This window comes from Methylobacterium organophilum (assembly GCF_022179465.1).
Taxonomy (GTDB): Bacteria; Pseudomonadota; Alphaproteobacteria; order Rhizobiales; family Beijerinckiaceae; genus Methylobacterium; species Methylobacterium organophilum.
In genome coordinates, this window is sequence record NZ_BPQV01000003.1 from 415415 (window position 1) to 437999 (window position 22585).

Here is a 22585-nt window from a genome sequence, read left to right on the forward strand (position 1 = left end):
ACCGCGGCCGCGGCTTCGTTCAAGTTCCGTTGTCCATCATGGACGGTCGCGCGCCGGTGCTGCCGCTCGCTTAACCGGCTCCGGCGAAACTCGGCCCCGGGCTGGGATACGGGGACGGATCGTGGGCGGGCGGGCGAGAACTCAAGCGGAGGAGGAGCTCCGATACGCCTGGGTCGACGTGGCAAAGGGCATCTGCATCTTGCTCGTGGTGATGATGCACTCGACCCTCGGCACCGGCGAGGCGATGGGTGGGGAGGGCTTCCTGCACCCGGTCGTCGCCTTCGCCAAGCCGTTCCGGATCCCGGACTTCTTCCTGCTCTCGGGTCTGTTCGTCGGACGGGTGCTGGACCGTGACTGGCGCCGCTTCGCCGACCGGCGCATAATCCACTTCGCCTACTTCTACCTGCTCTGGCTGCTGCTTCAGTCGGCGTTGAAGTACGAGACCGTCGCCGGGGATGGGGGCATCCCGGCCTTCCTGGCTCACCTTGCCCTCGCCCTCGTCGAGCCCTACTCAACGCTGTGGTTCATCTATCTCCTCGCCGTGTTCTCGATCGTGACGAAGTTGCTGCGGCCTTTGCCTGGCCCGGCGCTTCTCGGGACCGCCGCGCTGTTGCAGATCATGCCGGTCCAAACCTCCTCCTTCCTCGTTGAGGAGTTCTGCGCCCGCTACGTCTACTTCGTCGGCGGCTACCTCCTGGCCGACCAGATCTTTGCCTTCTCCGATGCCGTGCGGCGCTACCGGCGGCTGGCGCTTGCAAGCCTTGGGGCCTGGGCGTTGGCCGAGGGCTGGCTCGCCTTCACGCCGTCGGGCATCCCGGACCACCCGACCCTCGCGAGCCTGCCGGGGGTGGGTCTCGCGGCCGGATTCGCGGGCGCGCTGGCGATTGTCGCACTTGCCAGCTTGCTGGCCGAAGCGGGAGGCGTCGTGACGGGGGCGCTGCGTACCTGCGGGAAGCGCTCCATCGTGATCTATCTTGCCTTCTTCCTGCCAATGGCCGCCTGGCGCAGCCTGATCGTGAAGACGGGCGTGATCGAGGATGTCGGATTGGCCTCGCTCGCCGTGATGAGCGTCGCCGTCGTACTGCCTCTTCTCTTCGAGCGGCTCATCCGCGGCACCTGGCTCGGCTTCCTATTTCGCCGTCCCCGCGTTCTTCATCTCACGGGTACAAGGAGCGGTGAGGCAGCGCTCACGACGCCGCTGACCGGCAGCCGGGTGATCGAACGTCAGGCTCGCGGTTAGCGCAGGACCCGGGGGGGGCGTCTCGTCGGTGACGAGCAGGTCGAGGCTCGCGCGGCCGATTGCCTCGGCGAGCCCGTCCGTCAGGCGTGGGCGGGCCGGACAACCCTTCCGCACTCGCAAAGACCCGTTAGGTCTCGGCGTGTCAGGATCGAAGCGACGACAACGCAGCCGGGGAACGCCGCGCGATGATCCTGCCTCGGCGCCTCCCGCGCATCCTCCGGTCCGGCCGCAACTGGGTCGCGCTCAGCGTGCTGGCGCCCGTCGGCATGCTGGTCACGTCAGGGCTCCTGCTGCTGGAGGTGCGCCGTGACGCCTGGGACAAGGCTGAGCAAACCTCGAAGAACCTACTGCAGGTCATCGAGCGTGACATTGCCCGCAACGTCGAGCTCATCGACCTGTCCCTGCAGGCGGCGGTCGAGAACCTGCGTGCGCCCGAGGCGGCGGGGGCCGGCCCCAAGCTGCGCCAACTCATCCTGTTCGACCGGGCCGCCACCGCCAAGGACCTCGGGGTCATGCTGGTCATCGACGCCGACGGTGACGTCGCGGCCGATGCGGGCGCCGTCCCTCCGCGCAAGGGCAATTACGCCGACCGCGACTACTTCCAGGTCCACAAGGCGCGCTCGGACGTCGGCCTCCATATCGGCCGACCGCTGATCTCGCGCCTGACCGGGGAGCGCATGCTGCCGTTCAGCCGCCGCATCGCCAACCCCGATGGCTCGTTCGGCGGCGTTGCGCTTGGTACGCTCAAGCTATCGTACTTCACCCGGCTGTTCGACCGGATCAGCCTCGGTCATGAGGGTGCGATCAACCTCTACATGCAGGACGGCACGCGCGTCGTGCGCCATCCCTACGTCGAGGCCGACATCGGCGTGAACATCGCCGGCACCCGGAACTTCGACCGGTTCGTGCGCGAGGGCGGCGGCGCCTTCGTCGGCACCTCGGTCCGGGACGGCGTCGAGCGCCATTACGCCTTCACGCGGGTCGGCGACCTACCCCTCGTCCTCAACGTCGCCGTCGCCACCGCCGAGGTCGAGGCCGCATGGCGGACGAAGGCGCTCGGTATCGCCGCCGTCGTACTCGTGCTGTGCGGGCTGACGGTCACGCTGTCGCTGCTGTTCGGCCGCGAGCTCCGCCGCCGCGCGGAGATGCACGCCGAGATGGCCCGCCTCTCGCGCACCGACGCGCTGACCGGCCTTGCGAACCGCCGCCGGTTCGAGCAGGTCCTCGCCCGGGCTTGCGAGGACGCCCGACGCACGGGCAACCCGCTGTCGCTGCTCGTCGTCGATGCCGACCATTTCAAGCGCTACAACGACCGTTACGGCCACGCTGTGGGTGACGAGGTGCTCAAGGGCTTGGCCGGCTGCCTCAAGGCTGCCGTGCCCCGGCCCGGCGACCTCGCCTGTCGGGTCGGCGGCGAGGAGTTCGTGCTGCTCTTGCCGAACACCGACGCTGCGGGCGCGCGGCGCGTCGCCGAGAGGGTGCACGCCCAGGTGTCGGGACTGGCAATCGCCTCGGCCGGCATCGCGCCAGGCGCCGTCACGGTCAGCATCGGGCTGGCGACCGGGATAACCGACGCCGACCTCTACGGCTTGGCCGATGCCGCCCTCTACGAAGCCAAGGCATGCGGCCGGAACCAGACCCGCTGCGCATCGCGCCTAACGGGCAGGTCAGCCGGCGAGCCGCAGTTTCGTCTGGTCGGCGCCTGAGACGCTCGGCCGGGGCACGATGGCGTCGCGATGCCCGTGATCGCAACCCTCACGGCAGCGATCCTCGGGTGGGTCGTTCTCGACCTCAGGCGCCCGCAATAGCGGGGGGCTGGCTTGAGCGGGGCGAGGCCGCATCTTGGAAGCGATGGTCTTGCCAGGGCGCCGAGCCTGGTTCTCCAGGTCCGACGGTTGACACCCGCTTCCCTGGGGAACCGTGGGCAACGGCTGGATGCGAGCGATCCCGTGACGTCCAGCCCTGTTGCTCGACCACCGCAAGCCGATGCCGGTAGAAACGTACCCACATGTAGAGGCAAGATCTCTTCGCGGAACCAAGCTGTTTAGCCTCGCCCGGTGCCATCCTCCGCGTCATCGCGCTTCACGTGCGGCCTGCTGACCAGAACGCCAATCGCTTCGCCACTTCGGTAGAAGCGCGCCCCACGGTTCTCCAGGGCTTCGCGTAAGGCGCGGACCACGCGGCTTCGGGGCTCCACCTTCTGGTTCTCGAAATCATTTATCGTTTTCTTGCTCACGTCCGAGAGTTTCGAGAACTCAAGCTGCGTCAGGCCGAGCAACTCGCGAGCCGCTTGGCACACAACGCCCGGAAGGGGGGCGCCGGGCTCCAGCGCTTCGACGTTGGCTGAGGATAAGTCGAGCGGCGGCTTGCTTTGCTCGTGATAAAATATTACACCCGTGGTATAGTTCCATCTCGTTGCTTGAGCTCGCCCGTCCGCGCGTGGTCCCACTCCATCGCCGGCATCCGTGGCCCGCTCCGCTCTCTCGGGATGGGACTGCTCCATGCTCTACGCCTTCTACGGGGCCGATGGCCGTTCGGCCGCGACCCATGCCGCCCTCGCGGCGGCCCACGCCCTGACCACCGCCGCACGGCCCGCCACGTTGCTGAGGATCACCGAGCGGGGACAGGGCCTTGCCCGGATCCCGGAGACGATGCCAGAGGCCCTGTGCGTCGTCGAGGCCGAACCCGGCGACCTCGTCACCTTCGACGATCCGGAGGATCTGATCAGGCAGGCGCAGGCGACGGCGCGGGACGTCGTCCTGGACCTTCCGCTCTCCTGGCTCCCCTACCGCAGCTTGCGCGAGGCGGCGGCCTTGTCGGTGGTCGTTGTCGGTCCGGGCGCCATGGAGGAGCGCCTCGCAGCCTTCGCCCTCGGCCAGTGCGGGGAACAGGTGATCTCGGGACGGGCGGCGGCGGATCAGGCTTCCGGCGTGGGGCCGGAGCCCGGATCCGCCGCCCCGGTCTGGCTGCTCGGGGCCGGACGGGCCGGAGGAGGCCCGGACGCCACGCGCTTCGAACAGACGATGCGCCCCCTCCTCCGCCGCGCCGGCGCCGGTGACGGCTGCCGGTTCCTGCCCGTGGCCCTGCCCGCGCCGACGCGATCCGAGACGCACGCCGTCGCGGCGGGCCATCCGCTGGCCGGAACGGTGCGCCAGGGCATGCTCCTTCTCGCCGCCATCGAGGTGGCCGCCCAGGATCCCTTCGTCGCTTCCCTCGACAGCGGGCGGTTCGCCCGCGCGCTCGGCCTCGATCCCGAGATGCCCGTCACCCCCGACGAGCGGCGGCTCTGCGACCGGCTGCGCGACCTCGCCGACGCGCTGGAGGCGCTGGAGCAAGGCGGACCGGCTCCGGAGGAGATGGCGCGGGCGCCGCTCATGGAATCCTGGAGTTTTCTGAGCGGCCGGACGCGGGTGCTTGCCGGCGTCTCCTTCGGCCACCCGACCATCGCTTCCGGGCGCCCCACCCTCACCTCGGACGTCTTCGCCACGGACGGAAGAACTTGGGCGCGGACGCTGTCGCGCCTCTATCGCCTGGGGACACCGGCAGAGGCGACGCCGGCGGCGGGGCTCCAGTGAGCGCGCGCCCTCCCGCCCATCCCGACGCCATGGAGATAGCCTGACATGTCCCGACCCGCTTCCGGGCGCCGCGACGCCTGCCCGGCCGCTCCCGCGTGCCCGCCCGCCGCCAACGCCGCGCTGAGGCGCGCGCCCCCGATGCTCAGGCTGTGGCGGGTCGTGCCGCCGCAGTCCCTCGGTCCCGCGACGGCGCGCTCGCTCCTCATGGTGTTGCGCGCGGTCGAACCCCCTTGCGCCCGGCGACGCTGGGACGCCGCGCTCCGGGGCGATCCGGTCGCGACCACGCGCATCGCGCTCACGGTCCTGCGCCTGGAAGGGGTGAGCGGACCGGCGGCCGACACCGTCGCGAGCGCCCTGCTGCTGCGTGCCTTGTGCGGTGATCGAACCGCCCCGGTCGTCCTCGCAAGCGCGCTGAGGCGATTGGCGCGCCGACGTCCGGACGAGCGTCACCTGGTCGAACTCGCCGCGCGGTGGGCGGCCTGGGTGCCGCGCGTCCCGCCGGCGCCGCGGCCGTGACCGACCGGGACCGGTTCGCCCCGGCGCCGGCCGAGAACCCCTGCCCCGCATCCCAATCGCCCAAGGACGGCACCCATGCGCATCTGGATCCTGTCGGACCTCCACCAAGGAGTGGGAGGGCCACCGTGGAACCCGGCCCGTATCCCCGAAGCCGACGTGGTGGTCGTCGCGGGCGACGTCTGCGAGGGGCTGGGCGCCGCGGTGGACTGGGCGGCCGAAGCGCTCGGACGCCACATGCCGGTCGTGATGGTCGCCGGCAACCACGAGTTTTACCGCCGCATCCACGGCGAGGAACTCGCGCTGGGCCGTGCCGCCGCGCAAGCCGCCGGCATTCACCTGTTGGAGGACGAGGCGGTCGCGCTCGGCGGCGTCCGGTTCTGCGGGGCCACCCTCTGGACCGACTATGCGCTCGATGGCCTTGAACGGCGGCGGGCGGCGATGGACGCCGCCGGCCGTGGCCTCAACGACCACCGGCGCATCCGCTGGGGCCACGCGCGGCGGCCCTTCCGCCCGGAGGAGGCGCTCGGCCTGCACGAGGCCTCGCGCGCCTTCCTGGACGCCGTCCTCCGGGAGACCCCCGGCGGGTTGCCCCAGGTGGTGGTCACGCACCACGGCCCGGCACCGGCCTCCGTCGCGCCGGTCTTCGCCGGCGACCCGCTGAACCCGGCCTTCGTCTCCGATCTCGGGCCGATGATCGAGGACCGGCGCCCCGCCCTCTGGGTTCACGGTCACGTCCACGCCAGCCTCGACTACGTGCACGCCGCCACACGGGTGATCTGCAACCCCCGCGGGTACGGCTCCGAGAACCCGGCCTTCCGCGCGGATCTCGTGGTGGAGGTCGGCGCGTGAGGACGCCTCCCGCATCGGGCGTCGCGGCAAACGGGGGACTTGGATGACCGCCTACCTTCCGGCCGACCTGCACGAGCAGGTCGCCGCCCTGCGCACGCTGCTCGGCCGCCTGGAGCGGGTCGTCGCGGGGGCGTCGCCGATCCGCAGGGAGCTCGCGTGGGCCCCCCTCGTCGAGGGCTGGGTGCCCGCCTCGCAGCCGCTTCCCGCCATCGTCGGCGTGATCGACGGGAGCGCCGTGCTCACGGGCCGGATGTGGGCGCTCGACCCGAACCTCAGATGGGCGCTGACGGAGGAGGGCTGGCTGCGCCTCGGCCAGCGCGGCGAAGCCTGACGCGTCGGACCACGAAGATGGAGGACGAATTTCCTTTGACCGGTCCTGTCGTACCCCCGAGCCTCGCGCGCAGGATCGTCCTGCGCCACCTGCCGCGCATCCTGCGTGCGGGCCTAGATCCCGACGGCTTGTACGGTCGGGTGCCGGTGATGCTGGCGCGCGACGCGGGGGCCGTCGACGCCGGCCTCGGCGAGGCGGTCCTGGCCTGGATCGCGCAAGGACCGGCGCGGGACATCCACGACGACCTTCCGGAGATGGCCGCCGGGACGGCGCCGCGGGGCCCCAGGGCCCTGCTCAGGCGCGTCCTGAGGTTGCGCTCTGACGGCCGCGATGAGCGGCCGTCAGAGGTCCATCCCTCGGAGGCCCGCACGCTCGTCGGCCTCCTCGACGGGTTCGCGGCCGCCCACGACTCCGTCACGGTCCGGGAGATCGCGGACGCGGTCCTCGTGTTGACCGCCTCGCCCGCCGACCGGTCGGCCGCGGCGCGCTTGGCCGCCTCGATATGGCGGGAGCTGCCGCGCATCGACGAGAGCGCGGCGATCCTCCGGCTCCTCGACATGGCGGAAGAGTTCGACGACGACGACGACAACTTCGTCTCGGCCGAGGCGGGCCGGCACGGACTCCTGCCCTTGCCCATGCCCGAGGACGCCCGGGCCGAGGTTCTGCGCCGGGCGTGGGTCGAGGCCATCGACGCGGCCATCGCGGACCTGCGGGTGCAGGCCCGCGCCCTGGCGCTCGGCCTGTCCGCGCTCGCCGTCGGCGAGACCGAGCGCTACTACGGGACTGAGGGGATCGGGAGCGCGGCGCTCCGGTTCGGCGAGGCGGCGCTCGGACCCGTCGAGCGGCGCGCCCGCGCCGCCGAGCGCAGGCGCGCCGAGCTGGCCGCCGCGCGCAAGACCGCCGAGATGCCCGGGAGCGCCGCGCCCGCGCCGGCGGACGAGCCCGACGCGGGCGTGCCCGAGGGACACGTCCTGGTCTGTCCGGCCATCGGCGCCACCGGCTCCGGCAAGGGCCGCGACGTGACCAAGGGGTACGAGAAGTCCATCGCCAAGCCCCTCCCGTTGGTCCCGACGCCCGATCTCGTGCGCGTCCGGCGCCGGCTGCTCTACGAGTTCCCCCAGGCGGGCGGGGCCGTCGATTTCGTCCTATGCGATCTGGTGGGCAAGCCGTTCGTCCGCCTCGGCCACCTCCTCATCGTGGGCCCGCCCGGCAGCGGGAAGTCGCGCTTCGTCCGCCGGTTGGGCGAGGAGCTCGGGACCGGGGTCTTCCGGGTCGACGGCTCGAACGACGCCGGGGCGAGCTTCGGCGGCACGGAGCGGCGGTGGTACTCCGCCGAGCCGGCGCGACCGTTCATGGCGGTGAACCGGTTCCTGCAAGCCAACCCCCTCGTCCTGGTGGACGAGGTGGACAAGGCACCGACCCGCAGCGACTACGGACGGCTCTGGGATGGCATGATTTCCTTCCTAGAGCCCGAGACCGCCGCACGGTTCCCCGACCCCTGCGTGCAGGCGGAGCTCGACCTCTCCTGGGTCTCCGTGGTGGCGACGGCGAACGTGGACTGGAACTTGCCGGCGCCCCTGCTCGACAGGCTGAGGCGGATCGAGTTCCCGCATCCAGGTCCCGAGCATCTTGAGGCGCTGCTCCCCGCCCTGCTCGCCCAGGCCGCGGCCGAGCGCGGGACCGACCCGCGCTGGGTCCAGGGGCTGACGGGCGAGGAGGTGAGGGTCCTCCGCAGGGCGTGGCGGGGCGGTTCGGTGCGCCGCCTCCGCCGGATGCTGGACGTCTTGCTGCGCCACCGGGAGCAGGCGGCCGTCAGGCACTGACCGCCACTCGCCCCACCCCACAGCGCGGCCGGCGCCCCTGCCCGCCGCTTCGCGACGGAGAACCCCGGACATTGTCAGGCCGCATCCTGCCCGAACCGTATGTCCTGCCCCCGGTCTTCCGGCCCGGGCGCGCCCGCCGCAGCCTGGACGCGACCGCGGCCTCCAACGCGCGGACCCCCCTGCTTCCCGCCCGGTCGGAGGGGATGCGGCTCTGGATCATGTCCGACCTCGCCGTCCGCGACGGCGCGTTCGCCCTGCCGGATCCGCTTCCGGACCATGACGCCCTGCTGGTCGCCGGCGGGATCTCCGAGGGGCTGGTGGCCGCGGTCGAGTGGCTCGCCGGGGCGCTCGGCGACCGGAGGGCCGGCCGACCCGTGGTGCTGGTGCCGGGGATCAGCGAGTACCGCGGCGGCTTGCCTCCGCACGAGACCCTGCGGCTCGGGCGCGAGAGGGGGCGTGAACTCGGGATCACCGTGCTGATGGATGAGGCCGTCCGGCTCGACGACGGGCGGGGGGCTGCCGTCCACGTTGTGGGGGCGACGCTCTGGACCGACTGGGCGCTCGGCGGTGCGGCATACGCCGGCGGCGCGCGGGCGCGCGCGCGCAACATGTGGCGGGGCGGCGACAACATTTTGGCGGAGCGCGACCGGACCTGGGGCCCGTACGACGCGGCCGGTGCCCATGCCCGGTCACGCGCCTACATCGAGGACTTCCTCACGAGCGTCGTTATCCAGTCCAACGGCATCTCGGTCCCGCCATCATCGCTGGCCGCCGGGGTGCGTCCCGGCGACCGGGCCGTGGTCCTGACCCACCACGCGCCGTCGGCGCGTTCGCTGCATCCGGGCTGGCCGGAGTGGCAGTGCGAGGAGTGGGAGGCCACGACCTTCGCGTCCGACCTGGAGGACGTCCTCCGGGCATGGGGCGCGCCGGCGCTCTGGGTCCACGGCCGCGTGCCGGCGGCGGCGGACTATCACATCGGAAGGACCCGGGTGCTGGCCAATCCATGGCGGAGGCAGGGCAACCGGGCTTTCGACCCGGCGCTCGTCGTCTGCGTCTGAACCCTCTCCCCTCCGTTTTCCGCCCAGCGAGCCTGCGAGGGCTGCCGCGGACCACGGGAAGCCCCTTTGAGCCCCGCCTCCCGCAGCCCGCCGCGGCGCGAACCCGGAAAGGTCTCGACATGTCCCTCAACGCCATCGCGAACGTGACCGCGCGCCCCGGACTCCAGGCGCCGGGCGGCGCGGCCCGCCTCGCCGCGGGCGCGACGTTGCTCGACGGCCACGCCCCCGCGGCGCCTCAGAGACACCGTCCGGACCGGCCGGAGGCGCGGACCGGCGTCGCGGAGCCGGCCGGCCTCCACCAGGCGTTGCTCGTCCTCGATATCGAGACGGTGCCCGACGAGGAGCAGGTTCCGTCGGATTGGCCGTCCGAGAAATTTCCGAAGGCGGCCTGGCACAAGGTGGTCGCGGTCTCCTTCGTCGAGGCAGCCATCGCCCGCGACGCGGCGACCGGAACCGAGGCATACCAGATCCGGTCGTGCCGGAGCGGGGGCGAGCCTGGATGGGATGAGGAGCGCCTGCTGCGGGCCTTCTGGAAGTTCTTCGCGGCCGGCCGCTACAGGGTCGTCACCTGGAACGGCCGCAGCTTCGACCTCCCCACGCTCCTGCTGCGCTCGTTGATGCACGGTATCGCGGTGCCCTCCTGGTACAGGAGGGGGACCAAGTGGGACGGCTACGGCCACCGCTACGCCGTAGACTGGCACGCGGACCTGATGGAGGTCCTGGCCGAGTTCGGGGCCTGCGCGCGGCTGACCCTGGAGGAGGCCGCCGGGCTCCTGGCCCTGCCCGGGAAGCTGGGCGAGCACGGCTCGCAGGTCGCCGCCATGATCGCCCGCGGCGAGATCGGGCGCGTGCGGGCCTATTGCGAGACCGACTGCCTGAACCTCTTCGTGCTGTACCTGCGCTGGGCGCACCTCACCGGAAGGACCGGCCCGGAGGCCCACGACGCTGCCATCGACGGCCTGATCCGGTACCTGGAGTCCGAACGGGCGGCGCGCCCGCACCTCGGTGCCTTCGTGGACGCATGGCGGCGGGCGACCGAATCCCGGTCCGCCTTCGTCTCCCGGCCGCCGCAGGCTTGGCCCGCCGTGGCGGGCTGAGGTCGGCCGGCCTGGACGCTCCCGCGCACGACCGGGACGGGCTCGCCGGCGACGAGGGCTTGGTCGGCGGGGCCAACGACTGGGACCGGGCCGCCGCCGTGGGGAGCGCTGGCACCGCCGGCCTGTCCCGACGGACGTCCCCATCGCCGATGGGTCGCGGCGAGCACGGCCGTCGCACGCGCGCAGCCTTCCGTCGTCGAGGGTACGGGCGCGTCTATCGCGGGTGGGACACTTGCCCCGGCCGGATGGGCCGCGACGCCGGCGGATACCCGCGCCGTTTCAGCCGGCCGCACTCAGGTCCCTGGTCCTCCCGAGCACGCCGGCCATTGCCGGTGCGATATCCGTCGAGCGGGTGATCGAGGCCCCGCCCCCGGAAACCAGATCCAGGTCGTGACGCCGGCCGGGCGACGTGGGCTCGCTGATCAGGCGCCGGCACAGCAACTCAGCCAGCGACGGATCCTCGACGGCACAGACGATCTGCCGGCCCGATCGCTGCAGGGCTGAGAGCACCTCGACGAGGTGCAGGGCCCGGAAATCGTCGATGTGCTGGACCGGGTCGTCGAGCATGAGCGTCCGCCAGGTGCACCACGGTCGGGACAGGTGAACGGAGAGGAGGAAGGCCAGGCCGGCCGCACGCCTCTGCCCGCTGCTGAACACGAATTGCGGGTTCAGCCCGTTGCCGACCCTCAAGCTCAGGAAGCGCTTCACGTCGCCGCGTATGCCGTAATCGATGGTGCGCCACTCGGAGTGCGGGCGGAGCCGTTGATACAGCTCGTTCAGCAGCGGGCTGATGACCGCGAGGCGCTCGTCGATGATCTCGGCATTCGTCCTGCGGACGGTACGGTCCAGCGTCCGGGCGGCGGTCACGGCCGCGCGGGCCCGCGCGAGCCGGTCCGCCGCGGCGTCGGCTTCCACCCGGAGCGCTTCGAGATGCGCTTCTAGGTCCGTCACGCGTTCCACCGCCTGCGAGGCTTCCAAGGTGAGGATGCTCCGCTCCAGGTCGATCAACCGGCTCCGTTCGGCCTGCACGGCCGCGTCGAGGGCGCCGGCGTCGTGCGCGAGCTTCCCGTCCAGCGAGCGTCGCACGAGCTCGGCCGACAGCGCCTCTTCGCGGGCCGACAGCTCGGCCTCGGCGGACGCGAACCGGAGGACCGCCGCCTCGGTCTCCCGCAGGATCTCGGCCGCGGCCTCGTGCCGGGTCCGGGCCGCCGCGAGTTCGGCGCGCGCCTCCGGCACCCCCGAGCGCCGGGCGGCGAGCCGCTCGCGCGCAGCCGCGAGCCCCGTCTCGAATTCGGAGGCGCCTTGCGGCGCGCGACAGAGCGGGCAGCGGTCGTCATGAAGCCCGACCCGGCTGCCATGGTCGACCAGGATGGCCAGCGACGCGGCGAGCGCGTCGGTCTCCTGCTCCTTGTGAAGGCGCGCCTCGGCAGCCTCCAGCGCGTGGCGGGCCGCCCGGACCGCGGCCTCGGCCTCGGCCGCCGCCACCGCCGCCGCGTCCCGGCCCGCGCGGAAATCGGGGCCGGCGACCGTGTCGCGCAGCGCGGTCACCGCGCGAACCTCGTCCGCGACCCCACCCATCTCGCCGAGGCTCAGCCGGCGGCGGGCCAGCGCCTGCCGCGCCGCCGCGACCCGGCTGCCCAAGTCCTGGCCGCCGGCCGGCGTCAGTCCGTCCAGGCTGGACAGGGCGGCGGCGATGTCGCCGGCCTGCAGGGCGACGTCCCGGGTCTCCTCCAGATCGGTCAACGCCGCCGTCAGGCGCGCGCGCGCCTCCTCGTAGGCGTGCGCGGCCGTATTGTGCGCGCCCTCGGCGGAGGACATGACCTCGCGCGCCTTGGCGGCGTAATCCGGGCCTTCGATGGCGCCCAGCGCCGCCCGCACGAGCTCGAAGCGCTGCGTTTCCGTCAGGTCGAGGCTGAGCGCCGCGATCCATTCGTCGCGGATGATGGAGGTCCTGCAGACCTGCTGCAGCGCCCGCTCGGGCTTCGCGCCCGGGACGCAGAGCAGTGCCTCGATGCGGGCCGCGTCCCGGTCGGCGCCGGTCTCGCGCGAGCGCGTCACGGCAAAGCCGCTCCCGTCATCGGCACGGAACCCCACCGTGACGAAGTGCGCCTCCGGCTGCCCCTCGCCGCGCCACCAGACATAGTCGTCGAGGCTCTCCCTGGCCGCCTTGTCGACGAGGTACTTGTCGATCTGGCCCGTGAGCGCGAACTCGACCGCGTCGCACAGCGTGCTCTTCCCGACGCCGTTGCGTCCGCAGATGACGGTAAAGCCGGGGCCGAAATCCACGCGTTGGCGCTCCCGGAAGCCCCGGAAGCCGCACAGTTCGAGGTAGTCGAGCCTCATGGCGCATCCACCAGGATGCGCGCCACGTCGGAAGCGCTCGCGGCGCCCAGGAAGGCGGCCACCGCGGCGTCCGGAACGTCGCTCAACCGCGACCGCAGACGGGCGCGGTAGTCGGCGCCGCCGATCACGGGCGCGCTGAGAACCGGCAGGAGGGGCAACAACGTCCTTCGCAGGTCGGCCGCCGTGCGCAGGTCGCCGCGCGCGATCTTGCGGGTCATGGAGAAGTTCTCCTCGATCCGCTCGATCTGCCGCGCGAGGCCGGGTTCGGCACCGCCGGCCAGGAACAAGGCGTAGACGTTCCAGGCCTTGGCGCCCGCGGACCGCAGCGAGGCCGCATGTCGGCCGAGCGTGGCCTGCTGGACCTGCCGCCAGTCGGCGAGCAGGCTCTCGCCGCTCCCGAAGACGTGCAGGAAGCCGGCGACGGACGCATTCTCGAAGCAGACGACCGGCACGCTGCCGCCCGGCCAGGTCCAAGTCTCGTAGCCGGCCGAGCGGAGCAGCACCTCGGATTGGGTCGCGATGTCCATCACACACCGAGCTCCTGGCGTGCCGCGGGAAGGTCGAGCCACGCCGCCGAAGCGCCCGGCCGGATGATGTCGCCCGGGCGCCCCTCCCGCACGAGGTTCACCGGCAGGCCGACGTCGACGGCGCCGGCGCAGACCACGACGTCGGCGACCTCGAACGGTGTCTCCCTGAACCGGTCCTGCGTCGTCTGGAGCAGCGTACCCGAACCGTTCACGACCCTGACCCGGCGGCCGGCGAGATCATAGCCGACGGAGGTCTGGACGGCGCCGGCACGGCGCAGCAACAGGTGCGCGTAGCCCAAGACTTCGGAAGGGCCGGGGTTCCGCAAGGTCGCGGCGGCGGTGGCCGGCACGCCTTCGGCGTCCCGACGAAGGCCGTAGAGGTCCTCGCTGCCCAGATCGGGGGGATCGAGCCAGGCCGATTCGCACGCCGCCCCCGTCTCCCTCTCCACCGCGGCGCGTCCGGCGTGCAGCACCTTGCGGAGGTAAGCCCGGGAGAACGCCCGGCGGAGTTCGTCGAGGACCTCGGCCCCCGAGCGCCTGACATGCGCGAAGCGGACGTTCCCCGAATTGGCCAACGTCCAGAGCTCGGGGGCCTTGGCCTGCAGGACGTCCTCGCCCGCGAGGTCGACCAGGGTCACCGACAGCGGCGCGACGCCCGTCATCGCCTCGGCGAGAACGGCATTGAGGTAGGACCAGTCCGACCAGAAGCCGACGACGAGCAGGTCCTTCTCGCGCAGGTTCGCCGCCATCCAGGTCTTGGTCTTGGCGATGCGCGCGGCGATCACGCCGTCCTCGGTGAGCTGCGACGCCGTCCAGACGGTGGCGCGCCGCTCGCGCACCGAGCAGCCATGGAACTTGAGCAAGGGCGCGTGCATGCGGGCCCGCACGGTGGCCTCGTCGCCGTCGAGCGAGGCGGCGAGGTCGAACCCGTAATCCTGTGCGCGGCGCTCGATCAGGTTGTCGTAGTTCGCCGATACGGCGCCGGCAGCCATGCGCGTGATCAGGAAGTCCGCCACCGCCGCGTGGCCGGCGTTCGGCGGCCTGACGAAACTCTCCCAGGGAACGAGGGCCTCGATGAAGACCGAGCCGAGGGTGTCGTCCCTCGCGAAGATCTCCGCCAAGGCTTCCAGGTCGCCGCGCAACCCCGGCGGGCACGCGGGGTCGATGCTCATGACATACCGGTCGTAGCAACTGGTGGCCACGGACCATGCCGACGGTAGGGAGCTCGGCGGCGCCATCGACAATCCGGCACCGCAGAGTATGACGAGGCGCCCCGCTTCCATGGAGGCGAGCAATCGCGCACGAACCGCCGCGTCCAACCCGTTCCTCCCTTGCCTCGCGAACCTTTACGGTGGCGTAGACCGAGATCACACTCAAGGCAAAGTAAGGCGACCCAGCTTCTCTCGCCCACGCCGCACGCGCATCGAACCGTCGGCCCAGAAAGTCGCGCCGGCGTAGGTTGCGCGCTGTCGTCTCGGCGACAAGGTTTCAGGCCGCCTGTTCCGGGCCGGGGCGGCTGATGGGTCTGGCGAGACAGGTCCGAGGCGCGGGCCCGCATGGCTTCTCTGGGCAAGGCCCGGCGGCTGTCCCGCCCTCAAGGCAGCGTCGGCTGCACCTCGCGCTGGACCTTGGCGGGCAAGCCGTACAACTCTCCCATCAGGGCGATGAACTCGCCCTAGCCACCGTAGCTGGGGTGGCGGACCCGCTCGGCCGTCATGCCCAAATCCGCCAGGGCCGCCTCAGCGTCCCTCGTGATAGCGACCATGGTGCGAGGGCGCGGTTCCGAGACCAGCCATTCGAGGAGGTGGGGGGAAGCCTGCCGTTCGAGACCGGCTGTGGCAGCGATTGGGAAGCGGGCCGCCGGAGGCGTGCGGGTGGAGCGGGAAGACATTCCAGAGGAAGACCGGGCGCCGCAGGTGCCGGAGGACCTGCCAGGTCACCGTCGCGGTGCGCTCGGCCACCGCCGGCCCCCGGGCGGCCCGTGAGAGCGGCAACTGCCCATGGAGGCCGGCATGGGCGGGGAGGTGAGCCTCGTCCGTGAGCGCCAGGCCAGTGCGCCGCCCGCCGCGATACCCGAGGTCGCGCGCTATCCAGATCGGATCGACGCCTCCCGCGAGGGCCGCCTCCGGAACGAGCCGCAGGTTCTCCCTCCGGATCTGCGGGGCGTCGGCCCCGTCGTGATCCGGACAGACCACGGCGTAGGGGTTGAACGCGTCACGGAAGCGAAGCGCCGCCAGGGCATCGATGAAGGCGGCCGGTGTCATGTCGGCAGGCTCGCGACCGCAGGCCGGGCCGGGGCTTCCTGGGACGACCGGCGACCGGCCTGCCTGACAGCTAGCCGCTTCGCCGACCGTTACCGCACCTGCGGCGGCTTCGTGATCCCGGCCGCTCAAGCCTTGTTCGTGAACCGCGCGGTGGCGGCCTTGCCGCCGACCTTGAGCGAAACCGTTGCCACGACCTGGCCACTCGCCGCGACGGGAAGCTTGCCCTGCACGCTGTTGGAGCCGGCCGGGCTGAGGTCGACCTTGTAGCTCTTGCCGCCGACGAGCACCGTTGCGGTGCCCGAGACCTGGGACGCCGGAACGGGCTTGCGCATCTCGTCCAGGACGTAGACGGTCACGTCGGTGTCCTTCACCACGAGTTCCAGCCAGAGCTCCTGGGCCTCCTGCACGAGGCCGCCGTGCGCGGCCTTGGGTGCCTCGCCATGGGCGAGGGCAGAACCGGATGCGAGGCTGAGGGCAAGAACCAACGGAATCGCGAAGAGCTTCATCGTGCTTTCCTCGTAACAAGCCAGAAATCGGTGGTAAACGCGTCTTCGGCGCGGTTTTCTAGGTTCCATGTCGCCCGAACAGGGAGGGGCGAAGACTGCTATCCCGTTCCACAACTGCCTCGAACAAGGCGTCGTAGGCCGTGGCCGCGCGCCGCGGGGAGAAGTCAGCCGCGCGCCGCCGGCGTCTCTCAGCGTCGCCCGGATCTTCCAAGACGGCTTCGATAGCCTCGGCCATCTTCGTGGCGTCGCCGACCGGAACGATAACCCCAAGCGCCGGGTCGAGCAGGATCTCGCGCGGCCCGTCGCAATCCGTCGCGACGACCGGCATGCCGTGGGCTAGGGCCTCAACCACGGCAAGACCGAAGGCCTCGACGCGTGAGGACAGAACGAGACAACTCGCCTCCGCAAAGGCCGGCCAGGGTTCCATGACGTAGCCGCGAAGCTCGACCCGGCCGGACAGGCCGAGGCGGTCGATCTCGGCTTCGAGACGCGCATACTCGACCCCCTCGCCGAGGATCACCAAGCGCGCGCTCGGTTGTCGTACCTTGGCGAAGGCGCGCAGGAGGGTCTGATGATCCTTCGCATGGTCCAGGCGACCCACGGAAAGGATGACCGGCACGGTCCGGTTGGGTGCCTTCTCCGCCACGCGATCAGAGAGGACCGGATTGTAGATCCGGCTCAAGCGGCTCGGATTGGCCGCAAGCCTCTCCTGCAGGTATCGGGCAAGCCCGTCCGAGACGGCGATTGTACGAGCGGCCATCCGGGTGAGAAGCGGCGTGGCGAGGTAGCCGATGCGGCTGAGAAGCCCACGCTCGTTCGCCGTATAGCCATGGTACGTGATGACGCTCCGGCGCAAGCGGCCGGCCAGGACCGCTGCCACCGTGTGCTTGAGGTTTGAGGAGGCCAGCGCGGAGATCGTGACGTCCGGCCGCTCGCGACGTATCAGCCCGGCAAGGCGCGCCGTTGAGCGTAGATGTCCGCCTCCTAACACGACAAGCCGAGCATCGGGGCTCAAATGAGCCATGTTTTCCCGGGCCTCGTAATCAACGGCCACAACTACTTCATGTCCGAACTTGCAGAATTCAGTGGCGAGGATTGCCCACACGCGTTCTGCTCCGCCGCCTGCGAGGGCGTGCACGTACATCAGAATTCTACGCGGAACAGGTCTCGGCCTGTCGGAAGCAGGTGGAGCATTCACAGGAAGTACCCTGCCTCGGCGCCGGCGTCGTACGGCTCCCGCTAATGGTTGTGCTTGTGGCGCGCGCCGCCGTCCGGCTGCGCTGTGCTGGAGGGGTTCTCCGCTGCCTTCGTGCCGTCCGTCCCGGCGGCGCCGTGGTTCATTCCGGCATGAGCGTCGCCTGCCTGTGCCTGCATCCACAGGTCGTTGTACTCGTCGTCGGTCATCTCCGGCAGCTTCCGCAGCAGCGCGACCGTCGCCCAAAGCATCTCGTCCCCGTCGCTCGCCATCGACGGCATGCCGCTCATCTTGATCCCGTTCTTCAGGATCCAGAACAGCTCGCCCGCACTGTAGCGCTTCGCGGCCTCCTTGAGATTCGGCGGCTCAGGATACATGCCCTCCGCGACCTCGTTGCGCTTGGTGCCCGGTCCGCCATGGCACGTGGCGCAATGCTCGGCGAAGTGCCCGACGGCCGGCACCAGCTTGGCTTGTTCGTCGTAGCCCGCCGGCGGCAGCAGGCCGGCCGCGTGGGCTCGGATCGAGCGCACCCGTGCCGTCTCCAACACCCACGAGGTCAGGGCCCAGTGCGGCTCCGTCGCGGCGACGTTGAAGACGCCAGCGTAGATCACGGCCGCGGCGGCGACCGTCGCCAGGATGCCGGCCGAGAGCAACGTGAGGAAGGCGATCTTGGCGGTTTGCATGGATGTGTCCTGAGTGACCGGTTCAGAGACGGGCCGCCCACGCGTCAGGTGCGGGGGGGCCGTCGGACGAACTGGGATGAGCGCTCTCGTCGGATCCGTCTTCTCACCGCGCCTTCTGGATGCGCGTGATGGCAAGCTGCCCGTTCACCCGGTCGGCGGAGAACCGGACCCGGTCCCCGGCCTTCACCCCCTTGAGGATGGCAGGGTCGGCAACCCGGTAGGCCATCGTCATGGCGTCCATGTCGATGTTCGGGATGCGCTCGTGGTCCAGCGTGACCTTGCCGGCGGCCTCGTCGACCTTCTGGACGGTCCCGCTCACCAGGGGCGTGTTGGCAGGGGGCTGGGCCGCGGCAGGCTTGGCGGGGGACGCCGGCGCGGGCGACGGCGACGCGGGCTGGGTCGAGCCGCCCGCCTGCGCCTTGCGGTCCAGCGGACCCTCGCCGGACGGCGTCTGGTTCGGCTGCGGCCGGTAGTCCGACTGCCGGCTCCGGACCTGCCATTCCTTGAGGGCGTCGATCTTCTGCTGCTGCTCGTCCTGGATCTTCTGCGCGGTCTCGCGCAGCTGCCGGTCGCCGCCGTAATCGAGCTGCGCCTTGGCGAGGAAGAGGGACTGCTCGTAGCTCGCGATCAGGAGCTCGGCGAAGTCCCGATCCGGGTCCCCGGTCAGCTTGAGGTTCTTGAACCGGTCCGCCATGACCTCGCGCACGCGCTCCAGAGCGGCCGGGGCACCCTTGGCGGGTTGGGCCCAGGCCCCGCCCGAGAGCGGGTTCGCAAGCGCCACGCTCATGGCGGCCGACAGCAATAGACGTCGCATGTGATTTCCTCCGCGGCATGGGGCCGCCGCGCGTGATCGGGCGTGCCCGCGCGGCGGGCCCGTTCGAGGCGCTACTTGGCTTTTTGGATCTGGGTGACGGTGTACTGGCCGCCGGCCTCGTCGACGTCGAACTCGACCTTGTCCCCGGACTTCAGGTCCTTGAGCATCGCCGGGTCCTTGACCTTGTAGGCCATGGTCATGGCGTCCATGTCGAGCTTCGGAATGCGCTCGTGGTCCAGCGTGACCTTGCCGGCGGCCGGGTCGACCTTCGTGACCGTGGCCTTGACCGATTGAGCCCAGGCCGGGCTCGCCAGAGCCAGCAGCGCGGCGAGGGCGAAGGGAGGTACCTTCCTCATCGTATTCTCCTGATGGTCGTTGTGCCGCTGCACGGGCACTTGTTGAGGGGCGATGGCGCCCGCGCAGCGGCTTTCGGGCGGACTAGGTCCACCCGAACCCGTCCGCCGGTGCCCGCCCGCATCGGGGCGTCGTTCCGGCGGAAGCTTGGAAGACATCCGGCATCGCCGGCTCAGTGGTTTCCGTGACCGCCCGGGTTGGAGGCCGTCCGGCGCTTGCGCGGGTCGACCACGCGCAGGTCGGTCTCGCGGGCTTTCCGGCCCTTGGGCGTGTCCGGCGCCCGCGTCGGCTCGGGCAGGGGCTCGCCGGTCCACTCGTAGGCCAGCGTGCCCTCTGGGTGCTGGTACCAGCCCGGATCCCTGTAATCGCCGGGCGCCACGTCGGGGCGGACCTTCAGCACGGTGAACATGCCGCCCATCTCGACCGATCCGAACGGGCCGGCGCCGGTCATCATCGGCAGCGTGTTCTCGGGCAGCGGCATCTCCATCTCGGCCATGGAGCCCATGCCGGTCGAGCCCATCGGCATGTAGCCGGGCGCGATCTTCTGGATGCGCTTCGCCGTGCTCTTCAGGTTCACGCCGATGTAGGTGCGCACCGAGTGGCCCATGGCATTCATGGTGTGGTGCGACTTGTGGCAGTGGACCGCCCAGTCCCCCAGGTTGTCGGCGTTGAACTCGATAGCCCGCATCTGGCCGACCGCGACGTCCGCAGAGACCTCGAACCACTGGCGCTCGGGCGGGATCCAGCCGCCGTCGGTGCCCGTGACCTTGAAGTCGACGCCGTGCACGTGGATCGGGTGGTTGGTCATGGTCAGGTTGCCGAAGCGCATCCGCACCTTGTCGCCCTGGCGCGCGACCATGGGTTCGATGCCCGGCCAGACCCGGCTGTTGAAGCACCACATGTTCATGTCGAGCATCGTGTTGACCTTGGGCACGTAGGACCCGGCCTCGATGTCGTAGGCGTTCAGGAGCCAGACGAAGTCGCGGTCGACCCGCCGCTCGGCGGGATCGCGCGGATGCACGACGAAGAAGCCCATCATGCCCATCGCCATCTGGACCATCTCGTCCGAGTGCGGGTGGTACATGAAGGTGCCCGAGCGCCTCAGGATGAACTCGTAGACGAAGGTCTTGCCCGGCGGGATGCCGGGCTGGTTCAGGCCCGCCACCCCGTCCATCCCGTTGGGCAGGGTCTGGCCGTGCCAGTGGACGGCGGTCGCCTCCGGCAGCTTGTTGGTGACGAAGATGCGGACCTTGTCGCCCTCGACCGCCTCGATGGTCGGCCCGGGCGACTGCCCGTTATAGCCCCAGAGATGCGCCTTCATCCCGGGGGCCATCTCGCGCACGACCGGCTCGGCCACGAGATGGAACTCCTTCCAGTCCCCGCGCATGCGCCACGGCAGCGTCCAGCCGTTGAGCGTCACCACCGGCTGGTAGTCCACCCCGGTGGTCGGCACGAGCGGCGGCTGCGTCGTCGCCTTGTCCATCGAGGGCGCCTCGGGCAGGCCGGCGGCCTGCGTGCGGCCGCTGATCATGGACGTTCCTGCGAGGACGAGCCCCCCAGCGCCCAGCAGGCCCCTTCGCGAGATGTCAGTCATCGGTTTCTCCATGGGTCTCGTGGGGGAGCGGCATCAGCCGCCGGGCGTGGCGGCCGCGAGGGTGTCGCCACCGCCGCCGGCCACCGCCTCGGCTCCAGCCGACTCGCCACCGAAGCCTTCGCCGGTGAAGCCGCCGCCGATGACGGCCGCCCTGAGGTCGGTCGCCGCGATCCAAAAGTCGCGTTGGGCCTCGATGGCCTGGATATTGCTCAGGATCCGCGAGCGGGCGTCGATGATCAGCGTGGTGACGTCGATCAGCATGCCGCTGTACTGCAGCAACGCCTGGTCCTGGATCGTCTTGCGCAGCGGCAGCACGCTGCCCTGGTAGTGCCGGGTGATGTCGTACTGGCCGCGGTAGCGCTGGTAGGCCTCGCGGACCTCCGAACGGGCGTTGACCGCCTTCTCCGCAAGGCGATGGGCGGCGCCGAGATAAGCCTCCCGCGCTCCGCGCACCACCGTCGTCCCGAAGTCGTAGATCGGGATGACCAAGTCGACGGTGTAGCCGCGGCCGAAGCTCTTGTCGCGCGTGACGTTGAAGCCGCCCTGCTCGTTCGGCTCGAACGCCTTCGAGCGCTCGTAACGGTCGGAGTAGCCGATATCGAGCACGTTGATGAAGCCGCTGACCTGGTTGAGGCCGTACTGGCCCGCGAGCGACTGGAGTTCGAAGCGCGCCGTCTGGATGTCCGCGCGTTTCTTGATCGCCTCGGCCTCGATCTGGGTGCCGCTCACCAGCCGACCGGGCAGCGACGGCAAGCCGTTCGGCAGCTTGAAGTCGATCTCGCGCCCCCACAGGCCGAGCAGGCGGATCAGCTTCTCGCGCTCGACCCGCTGCAGGACGCGCGCCTTGGCGAGTTGCGCCCCGAGCTCGCTGTAGAAGGCGTGCTCGCGCGCCTGCTCCAGCTTGTTCAACGCGCCCGTCTCGCCGAGCTGCTTGGCCAGGGTGGAGGCGGAGCCGGCGCTCGCGAGCGCCTGCTCCAGGTAGGCGACGGACTGGTTCGCCGACACCGTGCGATAGAACTGGCGCCGCGCCTCGCCGGCGAGGCGCAGGACCTGCCCGACCGCGCGGTACTGCTCCGCCCTGAAACGGTTCCGCGCGATCGGGATGCGGACCGGCAGCGTCAGGAGCTCGATGAGGCTCGCGGTGAGCGAGCGCTCGACCTCCAGGGTGAAGTCGCCCCCGGTTCGGCTGAGGGAGAGCCGCGGGACCGGCGGCAACGTCGCCTGGACGAACTCGGCTTCCGACACGCCGAGGTCGTTGAAGGATGCTTGCAGGGCGCGGTTCTTCAGGAGGGCGACCTGAACCGCGCTGTCGGGCGTCAGGGGGCGCCGCAGCAGCTGGTCCGCGCGCGCCGCCGCGCCGGTCGCGGCGATCTCGTCGGACACCTTCACGATGTCCTTCCTCAGCTCCAGGGCGGCGTAGCTGTGCGCCGGTCCGAGACCGCCGTCGGCCGAGAAGCCCACGCAGCCGCCAAGCGGCACCCCGACCGACGCCAGGAGGGCAGCGGTCCGGGCGCGACGGCCGAGCGACGCTGCGGCTCCCCGGCGGACGCCGGACCCGCGAGTCTGAGGCAAGGTCATCCGTGAGTTCCCTTTGGGGGTTAGTCCGTGGGCGGGCGGGGTTTGGTTACAGGTGGGTCCCATCACCGCCCTCCCGTGTCGCGCTTGCCGCCCATGCCGGGCATGTTCATGCCGGGCATCCGGGAGTGGTCCATGCCCTCCATGCCGCCCGAGCCGGACTTCGGCGTCACGGCGCGGTTGAGCTCGCGCCAGTCCTTGGGATCGACCACGTCGTAGCGCGCCACGCCCGCGGTGACCG

21 protein-coding genes are annotated in these 22585 nt (G+C 71.0%); 9 read left to right on the forward strand and 12 right to left on the reverse strand.

Going from position 1 to position 22585, the window contains the following annotated elements; translation table 11 throughout:
* Nucleotides 1–121: 121 nt before the first annotated feature.
* Together MFF21_RS07395 and MFF21_RS07400 are read left to right on the forward strand one after the other, a co-directional pair.
* Nucleotides 122–1240, forward strand: coding sequence for an acyltransferase family protein (locus MFF21_RS07395; protein WP_066918771.1), 1119 nt, complete (start codon nucleotides 122–124; stop codon nucleotides 1238–1240).
* Between the two features lie 185 nt (nucleotides 1241–1425).
* Nucleotides 1426–2946, forward strand: coding sequence for a sensor domain-containing diguanylate cyclase (locus MFF21_RS07400; RefSeq protein ID WP_012454476.1), 1521 nt, complete (start codon nucleotides 1426–1428; stop codon nucleotides 2944–2946).
* A gap of 338 nt (nucleotides 2947–3284) precedes the next feature.
* Here the strand turns inward: MFF21_RS07400 and MFF21_RS07405 are convergent, their stop codons facing one another.
* The gene (locus MFF21_RS07405) at nucleotides 3285–3743 is read right to left on the reverse strand and encodes a helix-turn-helix domain-containing protein (protein WP_081435397.1); all 459 of its coding nucleotides are present in this window, start codon (nucleotides 3741–3743) and stop codon (nucleotides 3285–3287) included.
* Between MFF21_RS07405 and MFF21_RS07410 the strand changes: the two genes are divergently transcribed.
* The 7 genes from MFF21_RS07410 (at nucleotide 3742) to MFF21_RS07440 (ending at nucleotide 10489) form a co-directional block, all read left to right on the forward strand.
* Nucleotides 3742–4815, forward strand: a complete 1074-nt coding sequence (locus MFF21_RS07410; RefSeq protein WP_012454474.1) for a hypothetical protein — start codon at nucleotides 3742–3744, stop codon at nucleotides 4813–4815. The two genes, MFF21_RS07405 and MFF21_RS07410, sit on opposite strands and share 2 nt — an antisense overlap.
* Nucleotides 4816–4953: 138 nt before the next feature.
* Entirely contained in the window at nucleotides 4954–5331 is a 378-nt protein-coding gene (locus tag MFF21_RS07415) for a hypothetical protein (RefSeq protein WP_009862505.1), read from the forward strand.
* Between the two features lie 75 nt (nucleotides 5332–5406).
* Nucleotides 5407–6180, forward strand: coding sequence for a metallophosphoesterase (locus tag MFF21_RS07420; protein WP_012454472.1), 774 nt, complete (start codon nucleotides 5407–5409; stop codon nucleotides 6178–6180).
* A gap of 43 nt (nucleotides 6181–6223) precedes the next feature.
* The gene (locus MFF21_RS07425) at nucleotides 6224–6511 is read left to right on the forward strand and encodes a hypothetical protein (RefSeq protein ID WP_009861606.1); all 288 of its coding nucleotides are present in this window, start codon (nucleotides 6224–6226) and stop codon (nucleotides 6509–6511) included.
* Nucleotides 6512–6546: 35 nt separating this feature from the next.
* Nucleotides 6547–8334: an AAA family ATPase gene (locus tag MFF21_RS07430; RefSeq protein ID WP_238231523.1), complete on the forward strand. Its 1788-nt coding sequence runs from the start codon at nucleotides 6547–6549 to the stop codon at nucleotides 8332–8334.
* A gap of 71 nt (nucleotides 8335–8405) precedes the next feature.
* On the forward strand, nucleotides 8406–9392 hold the full coding sequence (locus tag MFF21_RS07435) for a metallophosphoesterase family protein (protein WP_012454470.1): 987 nt from the start codon (nucleotides 8406–8408) through the stop codon (nucleotides 9390–9392).
* Nucleotides 9393–9511: 119 nt separating this feature from the next.
* Nucleotides 9512–10489, forward strand: coding sequence for a 3'-5' exonuclease (locus tag MFF21_RS07440; RefSeq protein WP_012454469.1), 978 nt, complete (start codon nucleotides 9512–9514; stop codon nucleotides 10487–10489).
* Nucleotides 10490–10768: 279 nt separating this feature from the next.
* Here the strand turns inward: MFF21_RS07440 and MFF21_RS07445 are convergent, their stop codons facing one another.
* From MFF21_RS07445 to MFF21_RS07495, 11 genes are all read right to left on the reverse strand, one after another.
* Complete coding sequence (locus MFF21_RS07445; RefSeq protein WP_096485554.1) at nucleotides 10769–12832, reverse strand: AAA family ATPase; 2064 nt, start codon at nucleotides 12830–12832, stop codon at nucleotides 10769–10771.
* Entirely contained in the window at nucleotides 12829–13359 is a 531-nt protein-coding gene (locus MFF21_RS07450) for a hypothetical protein (RefSeq protein WP_012454467.1), read from the reverse strand. The genes MFF21_RS07445 and MFF21_RS07450 overlap by 4 nt, the downstream gene beginning before the upstream one ends.
* On the reverse strand, nucleotides 13359–14678 hold the full coding sequence (locus MFF21_RS07455; protein ID WP_238254537.1) for an SIR2 family protein: 1320 nt from the start codon (nucleotides 14676–14678) through the stop codon (nucleotides 13359–13361). The genes MFF21_RS07450 and MFF21_RS07455 overlap by 1 nt, the downstream gene beginning before the upstream one ends.
* Before the next feature lie 420 nt (nucleotides 14679–15098).
* Nucleotides 15099–15623 (reverse strand): uracil-DNA glycosylase family protein, encoded by a 525-nt coding sequence (locus MFF21_RS07460; protein ID WP_012454465.1) that lies wholly within the window; start codon nucleotides 15621–15623, stop codon nucleotides 15099–15101.
* Between the two features lie 125 nt (nucleotides 15624–15748).
* The gene (locus MFF21_RS07465; RefSeq protein ID WP_009862577.1) at nucleotides 15749–16129 is read right to left on the reverse strand and encodes a hypothetical protein; all 381 of its coding nucleotides are present in this window, start codon (nucleotides 16127–16129) and stop codon (nucleotides 15749–15751) included.
* Between the two features lie 58 nt (nucleotides 16130–16187).
* Nucleotides 16188–17273 carry a glycosyltransferase gene (locus tag MFF21_RS07470; RefSeq protein ID WP_012454464.1) on the reverse strand — a complete coding sequence of 362 codons (1086 nt, stop codon included), beginning with the start codon at nucleotides 17271–17273 and terminating at the stop codon, nucleotides 16188–16190.
* A gap of 95 nt (nucleotides 17274–17368) precedes the next feature.
* Nucleotides 17369–18007 carry a c-type cytochrome gene (locus MFF21_RS07475; protein WP_009864849.1) on the reverse strand — a complete coding sequence of 213 codons (639 nt, stop codon included), beginning with the start codon at nucleotides 18005–18007 and terminating at the stop codon, nucleotides 17369–17371.
* A 103-nt stretch (nucleotides 18008–18110) separates the two neighbouring features.
* On the reverse strand, nucleotides 18111–18821 hold the full coding sequence (locus MFF21_RS07480) for a copper-binding protein (protein ID WP_012454463.1): 711 nt from the start codon (nucleotides 18819–18821) through the stop codon (nucleotides 18111–18113).
* Nucleotides 18822–18892: 71 nt separating this feature from the next.
* Nucleotides 18893–19177, reverse strand: a complete 285-nt coding sequence (locus MFF21_RS07485) for a copper-binding protein (RefSeq protein ID WP_012454462.1) — start codon at nucleotides 19175–19177, stop codon at nucleotides 18893–18895.
* A gap of 170 nt (nucleotides 19178–19347) precedes the next feature.
* The gene (locus MFF21_RS07490; protein ID WP_041371993.1) at nucleotides 19348–20769 is read right to left on the reverse strand and encodes a multicopper oxidase family protein; all 1422 of its coding nucleotides are present in this window, start codon (nucleotides 20767–20769) and stop codon (nucleotides 19348–19350) included.
* Between the two features lie 33 nt (nucleotides 20770–20802).
* The gene (locus MFF21_RS07495; RefSeq protein ID WP_012454460.1) at nucleotides 20803–22410 is read right to left on the reverse strand and encodes a TolC family protein; all 1608 of its coding nucleotides are present in this window, start codon (nucleotides 22408–22410) and stop codon (nucleotides 20803–20805) included.
* Nucleotides 22411–22585: the final 175 nt, after the last annotated feature.

Excerpts from the sequence above, each read along its gene's own strand:
- MFF21_RS07400 (WP_012454476.1), top strand. The coding sequence starts at position 1,426 with ATGATCCTGCCTCGGCGCCTCCCGCGCATCCTCCGGTCCGGCCGCAAC.
- MFF21_RS07410 (WP_012454474.1), top strand. The coding sequence starts at position 3,742 with ATGCTCTACGCCTTCTACGGGGCCGATGGCCGTTCGGCCGCGACCCAT.
- MFF21_RS07405 (WP_081435397.1), bottom strand. The coding sequence starts at position 3,743 with ATGGAGCAGTCCCATCCCGAGAGAGCGGAGCGGGCCACGGATGCCGGC.
- MFF21_RS07415 (WP_009862505.1), top strand. The coding sequence starts at position 4,954 with ATGCTCAGGCTGTGGCGGGTCGTGCCGCCGCAGTCCCTCGGTCCCGCG.
- MFF21_RS07420 (WP_012454472.1), top strand. The coding sequence starts at position 5,407 with ATGCGCATCTGGATCCTGTCGGACCTCCACCAAGGAGTGGGAGGGCCA.
- MFF21_RS07425 (WP_009861606.1), top strand. The coding sequence starts at position 6,224 with ATGACCGCCTACCTTCCGGCCGACCTGCACGAGCAGGTCGCCGCCCTG.
- MFF21_RS07440 (WP_012454469.1), top strand. The coding sequence starts at position 9,512 with ATGTCCCTCAACGCCATCGCGAACGTGACCGCGCGCCCCGGACTCCAG.
- MFF21_RS07445 (WP_096485554.1), bottom strand. The coding sequence starts at position 12,832 with ATGAGGCTCGACTACCTCGAACTGTGCGGCTTCCGGGGCTTCCGGGAG.
- MFF21_RS07450 (WP_012454467.1), bottom strand. The coding sequence starts at position 13,359 with ATGGACATCGCGACCCAATCCGAGGTGCTGCTCCGCTCGGCCGGCTAC.
- MFF21_RS07460 (WP_012454465.1), bottom strand. The coding sequence starts at position 15,623 with ATGACACCGGCCGCCTTCATCGATGCCCTGGCGGCGCTTCGCTTCCGT.
- MFF21_RS07465 (WP_009862577.1), bottom strand. The coding sequence starts at position 16,129 with ATGAAGCTCTTCGCGATTCCGTTGGTTCTTGCCCTCAGCCTCGCATCC.
- MFF21_RS07470 (WP_012454464.1), bottom strand. The coding sequence starts at position 17,273 with ATGTACGTGCACGCCCTCGCAGGCGGCGGAGCAGAACGCGTGTGGGCA.
- MFF21_RS07475 (WP_009864849.1), bottom strand. The coding sequence starts at position 18,007 with ATGCAAACCGCCAAGATCGCCTTCCTCACGTTGCTCTCGGCCGGCATC.
- MFF21_RS07480 (WP_012454463.1), bottom strand. The coding sequence starts at position 18,821 with ATGCGACGTCTATTGCTGTCGGCCGCCATGAGCGTGGCGCTTGCGAAC.
- MFF21_RS07485 (WP_012454462.1), bottom strand. The coding sequence starts at position 19,177 with ATGAGGAAGGTACCTCCCTTCGCCCTCGCCGCGCTGCTGGCTCTGGCG.
- MFF21_RS07490 (WP_041371993.1), bottom strand. The coding sequence starts at position 20,769 with ATGACTGACATCTCGCGAAGGGGCCTGCTGGGCGCTGGGGGGCTCGTC.
- MFF21_RS07495 (WP_012454460.1), bottom strand. The coding sequence starts at position 22,410 with ATGGGACCCACCTGTAACCAAACCCCGCCCGCCCACGGACTAACCCCC.